At 64.3% G+C, this 15,820-nt stretch carries 12 protein-coding genes; 10 read left to right on the plus strand and 2 right to left on the minus strand.

What is annotated here, in order from left to right; all coding sequences use genetic code 11:
• Genes bcsZ through AC2CQI_RS06430 form a run of 6 tightly spaced genes read left to right on the plus strand, consistent with a single transcriptional unit; the run spans position 1 to position 9,093 of the window.
• Positions 1–1,197 carry a cellulose synthase complex periplasmic endoglucanase BcsZ gene (gene bcsZ, locus AC2CQI_RS06405; protein WP_484579581.1) on the plus strand — a complete coding sequence of 399 codons (1,197 nt, stop codon included), beginning with the start codon at positions 1–3 and terminating at the stop codon, positions 1,195–1,197.
• Entirely contained in the window at positions 1,173–5,168 is a 3,996-nt protein-coding gene (locus AC2CQI_RS06410) for a cellulose biosynthesis protein BcsC (protein WP_484579582.1), read from the plus strand. Before bcsZ ends, AC2CQI_RS06410 begins: the two co-directional genes overlap by 25 nt.
• Positions 5,169–5,186: 18 nt before the next feature.
• Entirely contained in the window at positions 5,187–5,846 is a 660-nt protein-coding gene (locus AC2CQI_RS06415; protein ID WP_075802919.1) for an SGNH/GDSL hydrolase family protein, read from the plus strand.
• On the plus strand, positions 5,843–6,505 hold the full coding sequence (locus AC2CQI_RS06420) for an alginate O-acetyltransferase AlgF (protein WP_484579583.1): 663 nt from the start codon (positions 5,843–5,845) through the stop codon (positions 6,503–6,505). Before AC2CQI_RS06415 ends, AC2CQI_RS06420 begins: the two co-directional genes overlap by 4 nt.
• 18 nt (positions 6,506–6,523) lie before the next feature.
• Positions 6,524–7,939: an MBOAT family O-acyltransferase gene (locus tag AC2CQI_RS06425; RefSeq protein ID WP_484579584.1), complete on the plus strand. Its 1,416-nt coding sequence runs from the start codon at positions 6,524–6,526 to the stop codon at positions 7,937–7,939.
• Positions 7,939–9,093: an alginate O-acetyltransferase AlgX-related protein gene (locus AC2CQI_RS06430; RefSeq protein WP_075802922.1), complete on the plus strand. Its 1,155-nt coding sequence runs from the start codon at positions 7,939–7,941 to the stop codon at positions 9,091–9,093. The genes AC2CQI_RS06425 and AC2CQI_RS06430 overlap by 1 nt, the downstream gene beginning before the upstream one ends.
• Before the next feature lie 232 nt (positions 9,094–9,325).
• Here AC2CQI_RS06430 and AC2CQI_RS06435 read toward each other — a convergent pair whose 3' ends face one another.
• Entirely contained in the window at positions 9,326–10,426 is a 1,101-nt protein-coding gene (locus tag AC2CQI_RS06435; RefSeq protein ID WP_484579585.1) for a metal-dependent hydrolase, read from the minus strand.
• Positions 10,427–10,938: 512 nt separating this feature from the next.
• On the opposite strand from AC2CQI_RS06435, the gene AC2CQI_RS06440 reads away from it, so the two are divergent.
• The 4 genes from AC2CQI_RS06440 (at position 10,939) to AC2CQI_RS06455 (ending at position 14,915) form a co-directional block, all read left to right on the plus strand.
• A complete protein-coding gene (locus tag AC2CQI_RS06440; RefSeq protein WP_075802924.1) occupies positions 10,939–11,259 on the plus strand; it encodes a hypothetical protein in 321 nt (106 codons plus the stop codon).
• A 403-nt stretch (positions 11,260–11,662) separates the two neighbouring features.
• Positions 11,663–12,901, plus strand: coding sequence for a PAAR domain-containing protein (locus tag AC2CQI_RS06445; RefSeq protein ID WP_484579586.1), 1,239 nt, complete (start codon positions 11,663–11,665; stop codon positions 12,899–12,901).
• 70 nt (positions 12,902–12,971) lie between these two features.
• A complete protein-coding gene (locus tag AC2CQI_RS06450; RefSeq protein WP_484579587.1) occupies positions 12,972–13,460 on the plus strand; it encodes a hypothetical protein in 489 nt (162 codons plus the stop codon).
• Between the two features lie 132 nt (positions 13,461–13,592).
• Positions 13,593–14,915, plus strand: a complete 1,323-nt coding sequence (locus tag AC2CQI_RS06455) for an NAD(P)/FAD-dependent oxidoreductase (protein WP_484579588.1) — start codon at positions 13,593–13,595, stop codon at positions 14,913–14,915.
• Here the strand turns inward: AC2CQI_RS06455 and AC2CQI_RS06460 are convergent.
• Positions 14,889–15,797 (minus strand): LysR substrate-binding domain-containing protein, encoded by a 909-nt coding sequence (locus AC2CQI_RS06460; protein ID WP_484579589.1) that lies wholly within the window; start codon positions 15,795–15,797, stop codon positions 14,889–14,891. The genes AC2CQI_RS06455 and AC2CQI_RS06460 overlap by 27 nt on opposite strands.
• Positions 15,798–15,820: the final 23 nt, after the last annotated feature.

The raw sequence follows: 15,820 nt of genomic DNA on the forward strand, positions 1-15,820 counted from the left end.
ATGAAGACTCCATTGAAGACCCTGCTCGCTGCCGCCCTCGGCGCCTGCCTGCTGCCCGCCACCAGCCAGGCCGCCGAACAGTGCGGCGTCAGCAAGTGGCCGCTGTGGCACGACTTCGTGCAGCACTTCATCCAGCCTGACGGCCGGGTGCTGGACGCCAGTACCCCGCAGTTGCACAGTTCTTCCGAAGGCCAGTCCTACGGCATGTTCTTCGCCTTGGTCGCCAATGACCGGCCGGCCTTCGACAAACTCTGGGCCTGGGCCAGGAACAACCTGGCCGGCAGCGACATCGCCAACAACCTGCCGGGCTGGTGGTGGGGCAAGGACGAGGCAGGCCAGTGGCGCCTGCTCGACAGCAACTCCGCCTCCGACGCCGACCTGTGGTTCGCCTACGCCCTGAGCGAGGCCGCGCGCCTGTGGAAGGACGACAGCTACGCCAAGGAAGCCAGCCAGCTGCTGGCCAATATCAAGGCCAGGGAAGTCGCCGACCTGCCCGGCCTGGGCAAGATGCTCCTGCCCGGCCCGTTCGGCTTCGCCCAGCCCGGCCACCTCTGGCATCTCAACCCGAGCTACCTGCCGGTGCCGGTGCTGCGCCGCATCGCCGCAGTCGACCCGCAAGGCCCGTGGAACGAGATCGCCCGCAGCACCGGCAGCCTGATGCAGCGCGCCGCCAAGCACGGCTTTATCGCCGACTGGGTCGGCTATCGCGGCACCGGGCCGAGTTCCGGGCTGTTCATCATCGACCCGCTCAAGGGCGAACAGGGCAGCTACGACGCGATCCGCGTGTATCTGTGGGCCGGCATGACCCCCAACAGTGACCCCCTGGCCAAGCCGATCCTCGACAGCCTCGATGGCATGTCGCGCATCGTCGCCACCCAGGGCACGCCGCCGGAGAAGGTCCAGGTACACGCCAACACCACCAGCAATGCCGCCAACTTCGGTTTCTCCGCCGCCCTGCTGCCCTACCTGAAGGCCCGCCAGCAACCCTGGCTGGAGCAGCAGCAACGCGCCCGGGTCGATGCCGAGCTGGCCCAAAGCTTTACCCCGCAGGCAGTTCAGGCCAGCCAACCACCTTATTACTCCGTGGTCCTCAGCCTGTTCGCCCTTGGCTACATGGATGAGCATTACCGCTTCCTCGCCGACGGGAAGCTGCAACCTCTCTGGGAGACTTCATGCGCTCGCGTCGTCAAACTCTAGCCGTCGGCCTGCTTGCCGCACTGTCCTGCACTGCCACCCACGCCGAACTCAGCGCGAACGGCAAGGCCCTGCTCGAACAGGGCCAGTACTGGCAGGGACGCAAGGACAAGGCCCGGGCCTCGGAGGCCTGGCGCAAGCTGCTGCTGATCGATCCGCAGCAATCCGATGCCATCTACAACCTCGGCCTGATCGAGCTGGACAGCGATCGTCCGGCAAACGCCAAGCGCTACCTGGAGCAGTTGAAAGCGGCCCATCCCGGTTCGCAACAGGCCCTGTTGCTGGACCAGGAAATCCGCCTGCACGGCGACGCCACCGGCGAGCACCTGAACCAGGCGCGGGTCGAGGTGGAGTCCGGCGAGGCGGAAAAGGCCGTGGAAACCTACCGCGGGCTGTTCGGCGGGCAACCGCCACAAGGCGACCTGGCCCTGGAGTACTACGGCACCCTCGGCTACACCAAGGGCGGCTGGCAGGAAGCCCGGCAAGGACTGGAACGCCTGATCGCCCAGGGCGGTGATAACCGCCGGGCCAAACTGACCCTGGCCAAGCTGCTGCTCAGCGACGAAAGCACCCGCGCCGACGGCCTGCGTCGCCTGGCCTCGTTCCGCGACGATCCGGTGATCGGCAGCCAGGCCGTGGAAGCCTGGCGCCAGGGCCTGTCGTGGCTGGGCGGGAGCAAGGCCGACATGGCCTTGTTCGAGGACTACCTCAAGGCCTATCCGGACGACGAGGAAATCCGCGAGCAAATGCGCACCGGCCAGCGCCGGGCGCAATCCAGCTACCAGCAGAATCCGCATCTGGCCCGGGGCTTCAAGGCCCTCGAAAGCGAAGACCTGGACGCCGCCGAACAGGCCTTCCAGGCCCGTCTGCGTGAAGCACCGCAAGACGCCGACGCCCTCGGCGGCCTGGGTCTGGTGCGCCAGCGCCAGGGGCGCCTGGCCGATGCCGACGCCCTGCTGCGCCAGGCGATCAAGCAAGGCAATGCCAGCCGCTGGCAGAGTGCACTGGTCGCCAACCAGTACTGGGTGCTGCTGGACCAGGCGGCCCAGGCACGGGATGCCGGCAATCCGGACAAGGCCCGGGAACTGCTGCAGCGGGCCATCGCCAACAATCCGCGCGAGGTCCAGGGCCATCTCAACCTGGCCGAGCTGCAAGCGGCCCAGGGTCAGCTCCAACTGGCTGAAACCACCTATCGCCACGCCCTGAGCCTGGACCCCGCCCAGCCCGACGCCCTCGCCGGCCTCATCGCCCTGCTCGCCAGCAACGGCAAGCTCGGCGAAGCCCAGCGCATGATCGACAACCTCGGCGATGCCCAGCGTCAGCGCCTGGACATGAGCCGGCTGCGCGCCGCCATCGCCGTCGGCCAGGCCAAGGACGCCGAGGCTCGTGGCGACCTGGCCGGGGCACGCAAGGCCCTGGAAGACGCGGTGCGCAACGACCCGCAGAACCCCTGGACCCGCTCGGATCTCGCCGAGATCTACCTGAAGACCGACGCGCCGAACAAGGCGCGGCAGACCATGGATGAACTGGTCCAGGCCAACCCGGGCAAGCCCGAGGCGCTGTATGCCGGGGCGCTGTTCGCCAGCCGCCAGGCGCAGTGGGCCAAGGCCCGCCAGTTGCTCGAACGCATTCCCGCCAGCCAGCGCAGCAAGGCGATGAACAATCTCGCCGAGGAAGTCGAACTGCGCCAGCTCGCCGCCCAGGCGCAAACCCTGGCCAAACAGGGCAAGCGCACCCAGGCCATGAACCTGCTCAAGCGCGCCGAAACCGGGGTCAGCGCCAGCCCCGACCTGTATGCCAGCCTGGCCGCGGCCTATATCGAAATCGGCTACACCGACCGCGCCGTATCCATGCTGCGCAACGCCATCGCCCAGAGCAGCAAGCCGACCCCGAGCCTGCGCATCGCCTATGCCGGCGCCCTGCTCAAGGCCGGCGACGACCTGCAGGTCAGCCAGATGCTCCGCGAGCTGCGCGGCCTGCCGCTGACCGCGGCCGAGCAGCGCAGCTACGACGACCTGCTGTTCCAGTACACCGTGCGCCAGGCCGACCTGCTGCGCGAGAAAGGCGACCTGGTCGCCGCCTACGACACCCTGGCCCCGGCCCTGGCCCAGCGCCCGGACGATGCCCAGGCGGTGTCGTCGCTGGCGCGCATGTACCTGGACAACCGCAATCCGCAGAAGGCCGTGGACCTCTATCAGCCACTGCTCGCTGCCCAACCCGACAACGCCGACGTGCAGATGGGCGCGGCCCTGGCCTACCAGCAGAACGGCCAGACCGCCCAGGCGGAGCACGCCATCGAGCGCGGCCTGGAACTGGCCCCGGAAAATCCGCAAGTGCTGAGCACGGCGGCCGCCTGGTACCGCAGCCGCGGCAAGCTGGCCCGGGCCCAGGAGTTGTACGCCCAGGCCCTGGCCCTGCAAGGGCCGAAGGAAGAACTGATCGACAACCCGTTCGGCCCGGCCATCGCCGCCAACCCCTTCGTCGGCCAGCCCGGCCAGCGCAAGGCCTCGCGCCTGGGCGATATCGCCCTCAACGAGATTCCCGAACCGGCGCGGGTCCAGGCGAAAAGCCGTGCCGCCGCGACCCAGCTCCGCGACGCGGATACCTTCGACGAACCGGTGCAACTGGCCAGCCTCGATGACGCGCCGGTTCAGCGTCGCAGCACCCGGCCGGCGGCCGAGCCGGACCGCGCGGTGATCAACCCGGATCCGCGTGCCGCCATCGAAACCGAGCTGACCAGCCTGGCCGAGCAGCGCAGCCCGCAGATCAAGCAAGGCGTAACCTTCCGCAGTAACAACGGCGAAGGTGGCCTGAGCAAGATCTTCGATGTGGAAACCCCGCTGGAAATCAGCTTCCCGGTCAACGACGACCGCATGGCCGTGCGGGTGACGCCGGTGTCGCTGAATGCCAGCGGTTTCCATTCAAGCAGCAACAGCGCCTACCGCTTCGGCGGCTTCGACGCGGCTGACGCCCAGGTGTTGCTGGCCGAACCGCTGGCAGAACAGCTGGACGACATGGACACCCTGCTCAACGGCTACCCCGGCTCGCAGAAAGATGCCGGCGTCGGCCTGGCCCTGGCCTATGAAATGCCAGCGCTGGGCCTGAAGACCGATATCGGCAGCACGCCGATCGGCTTCCGCGAAACCAATATGGTCGGCGGCATCAGCCTCGACCGGCCGTTCGCCGAGAACAGCAACTTCCGCTACAACCTCAACCTGTCGCGCCGGGCCATGACCGACAGCCTGCTGTCCTTCGCCGGCGCCCGCGATGCGCGCAGCGGCGTGGAATGGGGCGGCGTCACCGCCACCGGCCTGCGCGGCCAGCTCAGCTACGACAACCAGCGCTGGGGTACCTACGCCTACGCCGGTTGGGCCAGCCTCGAGGGCAAGCATGTCGAGCGCAACGAACGGGTCGAACTAGGCAGCGGTATCTACTGGTACCTGCTCAACAGCGAAGACTACCGCCTGACCGGTGGCCTGGGCGTGTCGGCGGCCAGCTACGACAGCAACCAGAGCTTCTTCACCTACGGCCACGGCGGCTACTTCAGCCCGCAGAACTTCTTCTCCATCGGCCTGCCGTTCAGCTGGGCGCATCGCGGGCCGGACTGGTCGTACCAGATCCAGAGCTCGATCGGCGTGCAGCATATCGAGCAGGAAGGCGCTCCCTACTACGGCAACAAGAGCGCCCAGGCCGCACTGGAAAGCCTTGCCGCGATCTACCAGGCGAACAACCCCGGCAGCGTGGTCAACACCCGCTACGAGAAGCAGAGCAAGACCGGCATCGGCTATTCCTTCGGCGCCACGGGCGAGTACCGCCTGGGCGACGGCTTCTTCTTCGGCGGTACCCTGGGCGTCGACAACGCCCGCGACTACCGCCAGTTCACCGGTGGCCTGTACCTGCGCTACCTGTTCGAGGACGGCGGCGGCGCCATGCCCCTGCCCGTCAGTCCTTACCGTTCCCCTTATTCGAATTAAGCCAAAGGAGATTCATACATGGCTGCTTCCCTGCTTGCTGGCCTGACCATCCTGATGATCGGCGACAGCCACCTGGCCACGCCCAACTACCTGATGCAGGACCTGCACAACAACCTGGTCAACCAGGGCGCGCAGGTGCATACCCTCGGCGTGTGCGGCTCCAAGGCCGGCGACTGGACCCAGGTGGTGCCCGGCGAGTGCGGCGGCGCCGAGCGGCGCAACAAGGACAAGGCCGTGGTCCTGGGCAACAAGGCCACCACCCAGCCGGTGGGCCAGCTGGTCGCTGCCGACAAGGCCAACCTGATCGTGGTGGTGATGGGTGACACCATGGCCGACTACACCAAGCCGGCGTTCCCGAAAGCCTGGGCCTGGCAGCAAACCACCCAGTTGACCAAGGCGATCAAGGAAACCGGCGCCAAATGCGTCTGGGTCGGTCCGGGCTGGGGCACCGAAGGCGGCAAGTACGGCAAGACCTTCGCCCGTGTCGAAATGACCTCGAAATTCCTCGCCGCCAACGTCGCCCCCTGCGACTACATCGACTCGCTGACCTTCGCCAAGCAAGGCCAATGGGCGACCATCGATGGCCAGCACTACACCGCCATGGGCTACACCAGCTGGAGCAAGGCGATCACCGACGCCATCCTGAAAACCCCGGCCGTGCAAGGGGCGAAGAAATGACCCTGCGTATCCTGCTCGCCCTGCCCCTGGCTCTGGCGGCCGCCACGGCCAGTGCCGAAGTCGCCCTGTACCCCACCGGCCCCAGCGAAGACTCGGCGTTCCTGCGCTTCGTCAATGTCGCCCCCGGCGTACTGAAGATGGAGGCCAGCGGCTCGAAGGCCAGCCTCGCCCTGAACGATACGAAGAAGGTCTCCGACTACCTGCCGGTGCCGGCCAACAAGTCCATCCAGGGCACCCTGAGCCGTGGCGGCCAGAGCGCTGCACTGGACCTGAAAGTGGCGCCGGGCGAGTTCGCCACGGTGTTCGCCTTCGACGACGGCGGCAAGATCAGCCAGCGCGTGGTCCGCGAACAACCGGACGACTTCAACGGCCTGAAAGCCTCGCTGGCCTTCATCAGCCTCGACGCCACCTGCCAGGGCGCCAGTCTGCGCCCGGCCGGACGCAATGCCGACCTGTTCAAGGACACCGCCGACGGCAGCCTCCAGCGCCGCTCGATCAACCCGGTGAAGCTCTCGGTGCAGCTGGTCTGTGCCAACGCCAACGTCGGCAACCCGCTGGACCTGGGCGAGCTCAAGGCCGGAGAGCGCTACAGCGTCATGCTCTTGCCGGGGGCCAACGGCCCGCAACTGCTCAACGCCACCGATACCCTGGCCAACTGACAGGACGTCCGCCGCACCATGGTTTTTGCCTCGCTCGAGTTCCTGACCCTGTTCCTGCCGCTGTTCATGCTGGTGTATGCCCTGAGCCCGGCGCGGGGACGCAACCTGGTGCTGCTGCTCGGCAGCTGGTTCTTCTATGGCTGGCTGAGCCCGCTGTTCCTGCTGCTGCACGTGGTGCTGACGGTGATCGCCTGGGCCGGGGGCCTGGCGGTGGACCGCAGCCGCGAGGACGGCCGCGGCCGGGTGCGTCTTTTGGCGGCGCTGATCGTGCTCAACACCCTGGTGCTGTGCTGGTACAAGTACGCCAATATCGTCGCCGCGACCTACAACGAGCTGATCACCCATTACGGCTACCTGCCCATGGAATGGCAGCGCGTGGCCTTGCCGGCGGGGTTGTCGTTCATCGTCCTGCAGGCGATCTCCTACCTGGTCGATGTGCACCGCCACACCGTGCCGGTGGAACGCAGCCTGGTGAACTTCGCCACCTATATCTCGATGTTCGGCCACTCCATCGCCGGCCCCATCATTCGCTATGACTGGGTGCGCCGCGAGCTGGAGCAGCGTTACTTCAACTGGCAGAACTTCTCCCTCGGCGCCCGGCGCTTCATGATCGGCATGTGCATGAAGGTGCTGGTGGCCGACACCCTGTCGCCGCTGGTGGACGTGGCCTTCCATCTGGACAACCCGTCGTTCCTCGACGCCTGGCTGGGTTGCCTGGCCTACTCGCTGCAACTGTTCTTCGACTTCGCCGGCTACAGCGCCATGGCCATCGGCCTGGGCCTGATGCTCGGTTTCCACTTCCCGGAAAACTTCAACCGGCCCTACCTGGCCAGCAGCATCCAGGACTTCTGGCGGCGCTGGCACCTGTCGCTGTCCAGCTGGCTGCGGGATTACCTGTACATCGCCCTGGGCGGCAACCGCTTCGGCACCTGGAACACCTACCGCAACCTGTTCCTGACCATGGCCATCGCCGGCCTCTGGCATGGCGGCGACAGTTGGAACTACCTGCTCTGGGGCGCTGCCCACGGCGTTGCCTTGTGCGTCGACCGGGCCTGGAGCCGTTCCAGCCTGCCGGCGATCCCGAAAGTGCTGTCCCATAGCCTGACCCTGCTGTTCGTCTGCCTGGCCTGGACCCTGTTCCGTGCCCCGGACTTCGCTACCGCCCTGGACATGTACGCCGGGCAGTTCGGCCTGCACGCCTTCGCCCTGGGCGAGGCGCTGTCAGCCACGGTGCGTCCGGTGCATGGCCTGGCGGCGGCGCTCGGTGTGTTTTGCGTGATCGCGCCGCTGTACCAGGCGCGGCTTGAACGATCCTTCGGTCACAGCGCGCTGTATGCGGTGCTGGCTGCCCTCTGGCCCGTGGCCGGTTTCCTGTTGGCGTTCTCCCTGATCGCCAGCCGCGATGCCGTGCCCTTCCTGTACTTCCAGTTCTGATGACGACCAAGACTCCGCCGCCGAGTACGGCACCGACGCCTCCGAGCGCCATCGCCCTGCGCACCAGCCCGCTGGCCGGTGCCACCCTCGCCGCCTTCCTGGCCGCCGGCCTGCTGTCCTGTGGCTGGCTGCTGTTCAGCGGCAAGCTCCAGTTGCTGCCAGGCAAGGCGCTGTCCAACGACGCGGTGCTGGAGGGTGAAATCACCCACCGCATTGCCAAGGAACTGGCCAAGGCGCCGCTGCCGGAGCATGCCGCACAACTGGAACGCGCCGGCAGTTGGCTGGCGTTGGGCGATACCGGTCCGCGGGTCCGCGAGGGGTGTCCGCAGTGGCTGTTCATCAGCGACGAACTGAAGATCAACCGGCATGCGGCGCAGAATGCCGAGGCCAAGGCGGCGGCGGTGATTGCCCTGCGTGACCAACTGAAGGCGCGGAATATCCAGTTGCTGGTCAGCGTGGTCCCGGACAAGAGCCGGGTCGCTGCCGGCCAGCTCTGCGATCTGCCGCGTCCGGCCAGCCTGGAGCCTCGGGTACGGGACTGGACGGCCAGCCTGCAGGCGGCGGGGGTCAATGTCCTCGACCTCACCCCTGCCCTGCAACCCTTGGGTGCCGACGCCTTCCTGCGCCTGGATACTCACTGGAGCGAGGCCGGGGCCCATGCGGCGGCGCTGGCGATTGCCGGGAAGATCGCCGCCATGGGCTTCACGGCGACGCCGACGCGCAGTTTCGCTATCGCCCAGCAACCGGCGGCACCGCGCCCTGGCGATCTGGTGCGGCTGGCCGGGCTCGACTGGCTGCCAATGCCTCTGCAACCCGCTGAAGAAGTGGTGATGGCCTCGACCATCAACGAACAGGTGCCGGAAGCCGAAGGTGGAGGAGACAGCCTCGATGACTTGTTCGGCGACGACAACCTGCCCAACCTGGCGCTGATCGGCACCTCGTTCTCGCGCAACTCGAACTTCGCCGGGTTCCTGCAACAGGCGCTCAAGGCGCCGGTGGGCAACTTTGCCAAGGATGGCGGGGAGTTCTCGGGGGCGGCCAAGGCCTACTTCAACAGCCCGGCGTTCTCCCAAACCCCGCCGCAGTTGGTGGTCTGGGAGATTCCGGAGCGGGATTTGCAGACGGCATATGGCGGGGACGTCGGTCTGCAATGATCGCTCGGTAGAAAGCGCAGCACCGGTCAGATGCCGATGTCGGCAGTTCCGGCCTCATCGCTGGCAAGCCAGCTCCCACAGGGTCAGTGTCGGACACAAACTCTGCGGCTGGCTCAGAAACCTGTGGGAGCCGGCGTTGCCGGCGATGACGCCGGCACTGGCAATGAATGGTGGTGTCTGGCCCGGCCAATCGCTGGCAACGCCAGCTCCCACAGGGTTCGGTGGTGCACCCTCACTCGTGCGGACCACACCCCGCTTGCGCAGCCGGTCCATCCAGGTACTCGCGGCTCCACTGCTCCAGCGGCAACGGCGGCTGCTGCTGGAAGATCCGCGCCATGATCCGCTTCAGCGCCTCGGGATTGCGGATCGAATCCACCCCCGCCCCCGGCCACGATGCCGGCGTCTGCACCTGCCATTGCCTCTGCCCGTCACAACTGGCCATACGGAAACGGAAGGTGTAGTTGCCGGGAATGCCCATGCGCAGGTCACTGACCACCAGGGCATCGCCGACCACGTCGTAGCGCAGCCAGTCACCGGTGAACCAGCGCAGCCGCTCGTACAGCGGCGAGCCCTCCAGCACCTTGGCCGCATCCAGGTTCAGCGGTTGGCGCTGCCACTCGGGCGGGTCGTCGTCGAACAGGCTGGTGACGCCTTCGTAGTAATGCCCATCGGGCGTTTTCGCTACCACCCGCCAGACCAGGGTGTTGAACGGCATTGGCAGCGCGCGCAGTTGCGTGACGTCGATCTCCCGCGCACGCAGCGCGGCGTGGAACCGCTGTTCGGCGATGTTCTTCGAGAGCAGGCCGAAGCCCAGGTAGACCGTACTCAGCAACAGCAGCACGCCCAGCACGGTGGCAGCCCCGCCCTTGAAGCCCTTGATCGCGGCATAGATCACCCCGAACAGCAGCGGCACCGTGTACAGCGGATCGATGATGAACACCGCCGCCCAGCTCTGCGGCGTGGGCTGGAACGGCCAGAACAGCTGCGTGCCGTAGACGGTGAAGGCATCCAGCAGCGGGTGAGTGATCAGCACCAGCCACAGGCCGAGGAACAACCGTGGGCCGCTGTAGCCGGCATCGGGCCGGCGGCGACGAACGATGAACAGCACCAGCCAGGTCAACAGCAGGGCCAGGCCGGTGAGGACGAACAGGGAATGGGAGAAGCCACGGTGGAAGGTCATGCTCGACACAGGATCGGCGTAGCGGATGGCGACATCCAGGTCCGGCAGGGTCGCGAGCAGCGCACCATAGACCAGCGAGCGCCGCCCCTGCACCTTGCCCAGCACCGCGCCCTGGATGGCGCCGCCCAGAACTGCTTGGGTCAATGAATCCAATGGCTTTTTCCTTGAGGGAGGGGCAAAGGGCAGATGCTAGCTCAGGCACAGGCAGGAAAGCACCCTGTGCGGAAACCTGGATGAAATTCAGGGGCTCATTGCTGGCAAGCCAGCTTCCACAGGTATCGGGTGCGCCGCAGAACCCGGCGTGTGTGGCCAGCGATGAGGCCCGTTCAGGCAACACATGTGCATCAGGTGTCATACAAAGCTACGAAAAGCGCGTAACTTCCGGCTTTCTTGTGGGCAATTTCCCAAGCATACTCCTGCGCGCTTTTGACGGTTGCGCTCATGGAAACCAGCACCTAGTCTCCGCCGGTCGTTGCAAAATCAACGATCGGCTTTGACAGGCCTGGATTGCATGAACGCTAGCTACCGTTATGGCGGCTGTGCGTGTGGGCACCTCCGGGTGCGCCAGGATTCTCATGCTCTCTGGTCTGTCAACCCGCGCACAGCTGCCACCCACCTGTTTGACAGCAGGAGTCTTTTCCCACTCTCAAGAGCATGAGATCACCATGAAAAAACTCGTACCTGATCCGCCACCTGATTTATCCCCACGCCTCACCACCGTCCACACCCACTTCGCCACCTGCCAGAACCATCACCCGCCCCTGTTCGCCGTCTGCGATGGCGCCGATATCGGCGATGCCCTTGCGCATCTCGCGGCCGCCTTGAAATCGGCGGCGGAAACCAATGCCCAGATGTGTGACCTTGCGGATCGGAAATATGGGGATCTGTTGTGGAGTACGCAGCAGTCGCTGGAGATTTCCCAGGCGTTGACGGCTTCGTTGTTGAAGGCGGTTGAGCGGCAAGGCGCGGATATGCTGCGCGGCTGATGGCCTCATCGCTGGCAACGCCAGCTCCCACAGGTTTCGCGTCGGGCATTCGATTTGCGGCTGGCATATGACCCTGTGGGAGCCGGCATTGCCGGCGATGACGTCTGTTCAAACACCATCCTTTATGGCGGCTGTACGTGTGGGCACCTTCAGGTGCGCCAGGTTTGCGTCTTCAGTGTCCTGGTCTGTCAACCCGCGTACAGTTGCCACCTCACTTCTTTAACATCTGCCAACTAGCTGGGCTCAGCTCACTTCCCTACATCACGAAAGAATCGTCCTACAGCCACACCAGAATCTACCGACTTACTCCCAAGAGACTTTCAGCAACGATCTGCCCCTTCGCCCCGGGAGCCATTTCCCGGCGGAACACAGGTTTGACAAGAAAAGACAGGGAGGCAGACACATGGCAACCGGTTACATGATCCGCAGGGGCGACAAGACCTCCTGTGGGGGACAGGTTCTGGATGGCAACCCGCGTTTCGAGATTATGGGTCAACCCAGAGCCAGCGAAGGGGACCCCGTGTCCTGTGGTGTCACCGGGCAGGTTTACCAGATTCTTGGTGGCGTTTACACATTCACCAACGATGGCCGTCGGGTGGCTGGCAGCCTGGATAGCATCAGCACCTGCCCGTGCAGGGCCGCTCTGGTTCCCAGTTGCTTTATCTTCTCTTACGAGTCGTCCAGCGGAAAGGCGGCCGAAGGCCCGAAACAACACGCAATGGGTACGGCATCCCAGCGGGCAAACGTGGCTGCTGAACGCGCCCCCTGCGTCCCCGAGCGCCAAACTACTGCCTCCTCTCCCTTAACCAGCCAGTGGGAGCGCTGGAGTCCTGAGTTGATTGCCGTAGCCGGCAGTCAGCACGACCAAGGTTCAGGAAACAAGATGATGTTCATCGGACAGGCGGTACGTGAACTCGCCGAGTTTCTGCGCAGCAAACCCGCGCTGAGCCGAACGCTGGTAGTGTTCACACCGTCTTACAGCGAACAAATGCTCAGTGCTGCGCGCGATTCTGCCGAGGGCTATGGCGCGACTATCGTGGAGATAACTACCGCCCAGGAGCTGATTGACTATCTGAACAACGGCAAGAATCGGCAGCAGTCACCCATTGAGCGCCTCTCATTGTTCAGCCACGGAGTACCTCAACAGATAGCTTTCGGCTACGAACTTCCCGAGCGTTCTCGAATGGCATTGGACGTACTGAACTACACCCTTATCTCCCCCCGTGCCTTCTCCCGTACCGCACAACTGGATAGCTTTGCCTGCCGTACCGGAATGGGAAATCGTCCTGATCATCCTATCGAAGAGGCCATTCAGTTCTTCCCGCAAACCCATGAGAGCCTGGCGCAACTGCTCGCCAATCATCTGCGCATCAAAGTGCATGCTTTCATCCGTCGATCAGACTACAAAAATACTTGGGGCTCATTCGAGGAGCGTCAGTTGGGCAAGCTGTGTAACGTCAGCGAAAATACCACTCCTGATGGAGAATGGTGCCGGGACTGGGCCAGTATGGCCAAAGAGCGAAAGAGCACCAACGACATGTTCGACTTCACCTATCAGGCAATGGGTGCCAGCAATCCGGTTATCTCTGGCGAGACACCAGTGGGTGTACCAGGAGGATACTTTGAGTTTCTACCCCAGTAGGAGGCTGACGATCACAACAGCCATTCTGCTTTCGTTGCTTTTGATAGCGCTTTATTACGGACTGAACATCATGAACAGCAAATACAAGACTGACTTGGGAAATGGCGTGGTGATTCGTGCTGACAATTACGTCCACACCGGAGACTGGGTTTTCCACTGCGGGCGCTCACGATTGGTCAGCCGAAAGCCACTCCCCATTCCCAGCGCAGAATTGAAACGATCAGGCGTGCTCACACTCGGAAAAATGTATGCGCTAAACAATGCTGAAAAGACCCTTGCCAAAGAAGCAATTCAAGCAGTCATTGCGATGCCCGAGTGGTACAAGAATCTGAAATACCGGTACTCGGTCTTGGATGAAAACAGCAACCTTAACAGTCATCTGTTTGATTTATTGGCGGAGCATGATGGACGGGTTTGGGCGTTGATAATCTGGCAAGAGATCGACCAGAACGAAGTGTCCAGTTTTGACATAACAGCAGAACTCTATAACCCTGCAACTTTCGTCGATCATGGCAGAGCACTTCAAGCTGCGGCAAAAAGCTGTTCGATCCCACAGTAAGCTATCGCACTCCTGGGCTGGCTGTGATTGCAATCCAGCCATGCCCCACAGGAATACCAGAATGCCAATTCTTCGTTAGCCCCACCCCGCCCCATCCCCGATGCTTTCCTCCAACTTCGATGGAGAAGAGCCATGCAGCAAATCCACAAATTCCCGATCGTCGACGGCCACCTCGGCTGGTACGAAACCTCCCCCTCCTGCGGCCGGAAGCTGGGCGAGCGCCTCAAGGGCACCCACGATTTCGACTACGCCATCATCGGAGCCGGCTACACCGGCGTGGCCGTGGCCCAGCGCCTCGCCGAGCTGCATCCGCAGGCCCGCATTGCCCTGGTCGATGCCCTCGGCGTGGGCCAGGGTACCTCCGGGCGCAATGCCGGTTTCGTGATCGATGTGCCGCACAACCTCGATGCCAGCAAGTCCGATGTGGAACACGACCGCAAGCTGTTCGAACTGAACACCTTCGCCATCGAACGCCTGCGCAGCTTCAAGGACCGCCATGCCATCGACTGCGCCTGGCAAGACGCAGGCAAATACATGTCCGCCCATGAGGAAAGCAATATCGCCGGGCTGAAGCACTTCGAAGAAACCCTGAAACTCGGTGGCTTCGACTACCAGTGGCTGGAAGGCGCCGAGCTGAAGAAGCGCCTCGGTACGTCCTATTACCGCGCCGCCGTCTACACCCCGGGCAATGTGCTGATCAACCCGTCGTCACTGATCCGCGGCCTGGCACACGCCCTGCCACCCTCAGTACACCTTTTCGAGAACAGCGCGGTGGTCAGCTGCGACTACGGGCGCCCTCACCGCCTGAACTTCCTCGGCGGGTCGATCCGGGCGCACACCGTGGTGCAGACCACCAGTTCGTTCAACGAAGAGTTCGGCCACCTGAGCAATCGCCTGGCGCCGATCTTCACCTACGCCAGCCTGAGCGAGCCATTGACCCGGGACGAACTGGACAGCCATTTCAAAGGCGTGGAAGCCTGGGGCACGACCTCGGCCCACCCGGCCGGCACCACGGTGCGCTTCACCCCGGATGGCCGCATCTTCGTGCGCAATACCTTGAACTACGAACGCAGCCTGAACAGCAATCCGCGAGGCCTGAACCAGGCCTGGGAACAACACCGCCACTCGTTCGAGGCGCGCTTCCCGTTCCTCGCGCACAAGACCTTCGAGTACACCTGGGGTGGCATGCTGTGCATGACGCTGAACCACCAATCGGTGTTCCGCCAGTCCGCCGAGGGGGTGTACACCCTCGTCGGCTGCAATGGCGTCGGCGTGGCCAAGGGCACCTACCTCGGCTACTACATGGCCGAGTACATGAGCGGGCTGGGCAGCGAGCGCCTGGACTTCATCCTCGACAACGCCAGCCCCAGCTGGGTACCGCCGGATCCGCTCAAAGGCCTCGGCGCGGCCGTGCGCCTGCGCCACGAATCAGGCAATGCCGGCGGCGATATCTGAGAGCAACCAGTCCTGAAACACCCGGCAAGCCTCGGATTGCCGGGTCTTGCTCGGGTGCACCAGGTAATCCGCCCTGCCCGTCTTCAGCGAAAACTGCTCCAACTGCTTTACCGCACCCTTGTCGATCATCTGCCGGGCCATGAATTCCCAGCCCAAGGCGATGCCCAGCCCCTGCTCGGCGGCCTGCATGGCGAGGGTGACCTGGTTGTAGGTGATGACCTTGTTGCCCGGTTTGAATTCACGGTCGTAGTAGCGCAGCCAATCGTTCCAGTTCATGCAGTTCCAGCCTGCCGTGTCGAGCTGGATAAGCGGCTGTGCGAGCAGATCGTCGAGGGTGTGGATGTGCCCGACGGGATGGTCGGGGGCACAGATCGGGTACACCTCCTCGTCGAACAGCTTCACCCCGGACAGGCCCGGCCAGTCGCCATCGCCATAGAGGATGGCGAAATCGTGGTTCAGGCAGGACGACGGGGTCAGCAGGTTGCTGGCGACCACGTTCACCGTGATATGGGGAAAGCGCTGCTGGAAATGGGCCAGGCGCGGGAACAGGTAGTAGTGGGCGACAGCATGGGTGCAGAGGATGCTGAAGGCGTCCTGGTCATGCCAGTTGCGCACCTTCTGCACGGTGTCGCGGAAACTGTCGAGGGCCGGTTGCACGCCGTCGTAGAGCATCCGCCCGGGCTCGGTCAGGGCCACGCCGCGGTGCTTGCGGGTGAAGAGCGGGAAGCCGAGGTTATCTTCGAGTTTCTTGATCTGCTTGCTGACGGCGCTCTGGGTCAGGTACAGCTCCTCGGCCGCCTGGGTGAAACTGCCGGTGCGGGCGACGGCTTCGAAGAAGACCAACGGGCCGACCAGAGGGAGGGTCTTGGGGGATTTGTCCATCGCGGGGTCTCGATGAGCGGGGG

The sequence above is a fragment of the Pseudomonas sp. P2S-1 genome (genome assembly GCF_057197725.1).

Bases quoted from the DNA above. Each gene is read 5' to 3' on its own strand.
- AC2CQI_RS06420 (WP_484579583.1), top strand. From the start codon at position 5,843: ATGACCCTGCGTATCCTGCTCGCCCTGCCCCTGGCTCTGGCGGCCGCC.
- AC2CQI_RS06455 (WP_484579588.1), top strand. From the start codon at position 13,593: ATGCAGCAAATCCACAAATTCCCGATCGTCGACGGCCACCTCGGCTGG.
- AC2CQI_RS06445 (WP_484579586.1), top strand. From the start codon at position 11,663: ATGGCAACCGGTTACATGATCCGCAGGGGCGACAAGACCTCCTGTGGG.
- bcsZ (WP_484579581.1), top strand. From the start codon at position 1: ATGAAGACTCCATTGAAGACCCTGCTCGCTGCCGCCCTCGGCGCCTGC.
- AC2CQI_RS06440 (WP_075802924.1), top strand. From the start codon at position 10,939: ATGAAAAAACTCGTACCTGATCCGCCACCTGATTTATCCCCACGCCTC.
- AC2CQI_RS06430 (WP_075802922.1), top strand. From the start codon at position 7,939: ATGACGACCAAGACTCCGCCGCCGAGTACGGCACCGACGCCTCCGAGC.
- AC2CQI_RS06460 (WP_484579589.1), bottom strand. From the start codon at position 15,797: ATGGACAAATCCCCCAAGACCCTCCCTCTGGTCGGCCCGTTGGTCTTC.
- AC2CQI_RS06450 (WP_484579587.1), top strand. From the start codon at position 12,972: ATGAACAGCAAATACAAGACTGACTTGGGAAATGGCGTGGTGATTCGT.
- AC2CQI_RS06410 (WP_484579582.1), top strand. From the start codon at position 1,173: ATGCGCTCGCGTCGTCAAACTCTAGCCGTCGGCCTGCTTGCCGCACTG.
- AC2CQI_RS06415 (WP_075802919.1), top strand. From the start codon at position 5,187: ATGGCTGCTTCCCTGCTTGCTGGCCTGACCATCCTGATGATCGGCGAC.
- AC2CQI_RS06425 (WP_484579584.1), top strand. From the start codon at position 6,524: ATGGTTTTTGCCTCGCTCGAGTTCCTGACCCTGTTCCTGCCGCTGTTC.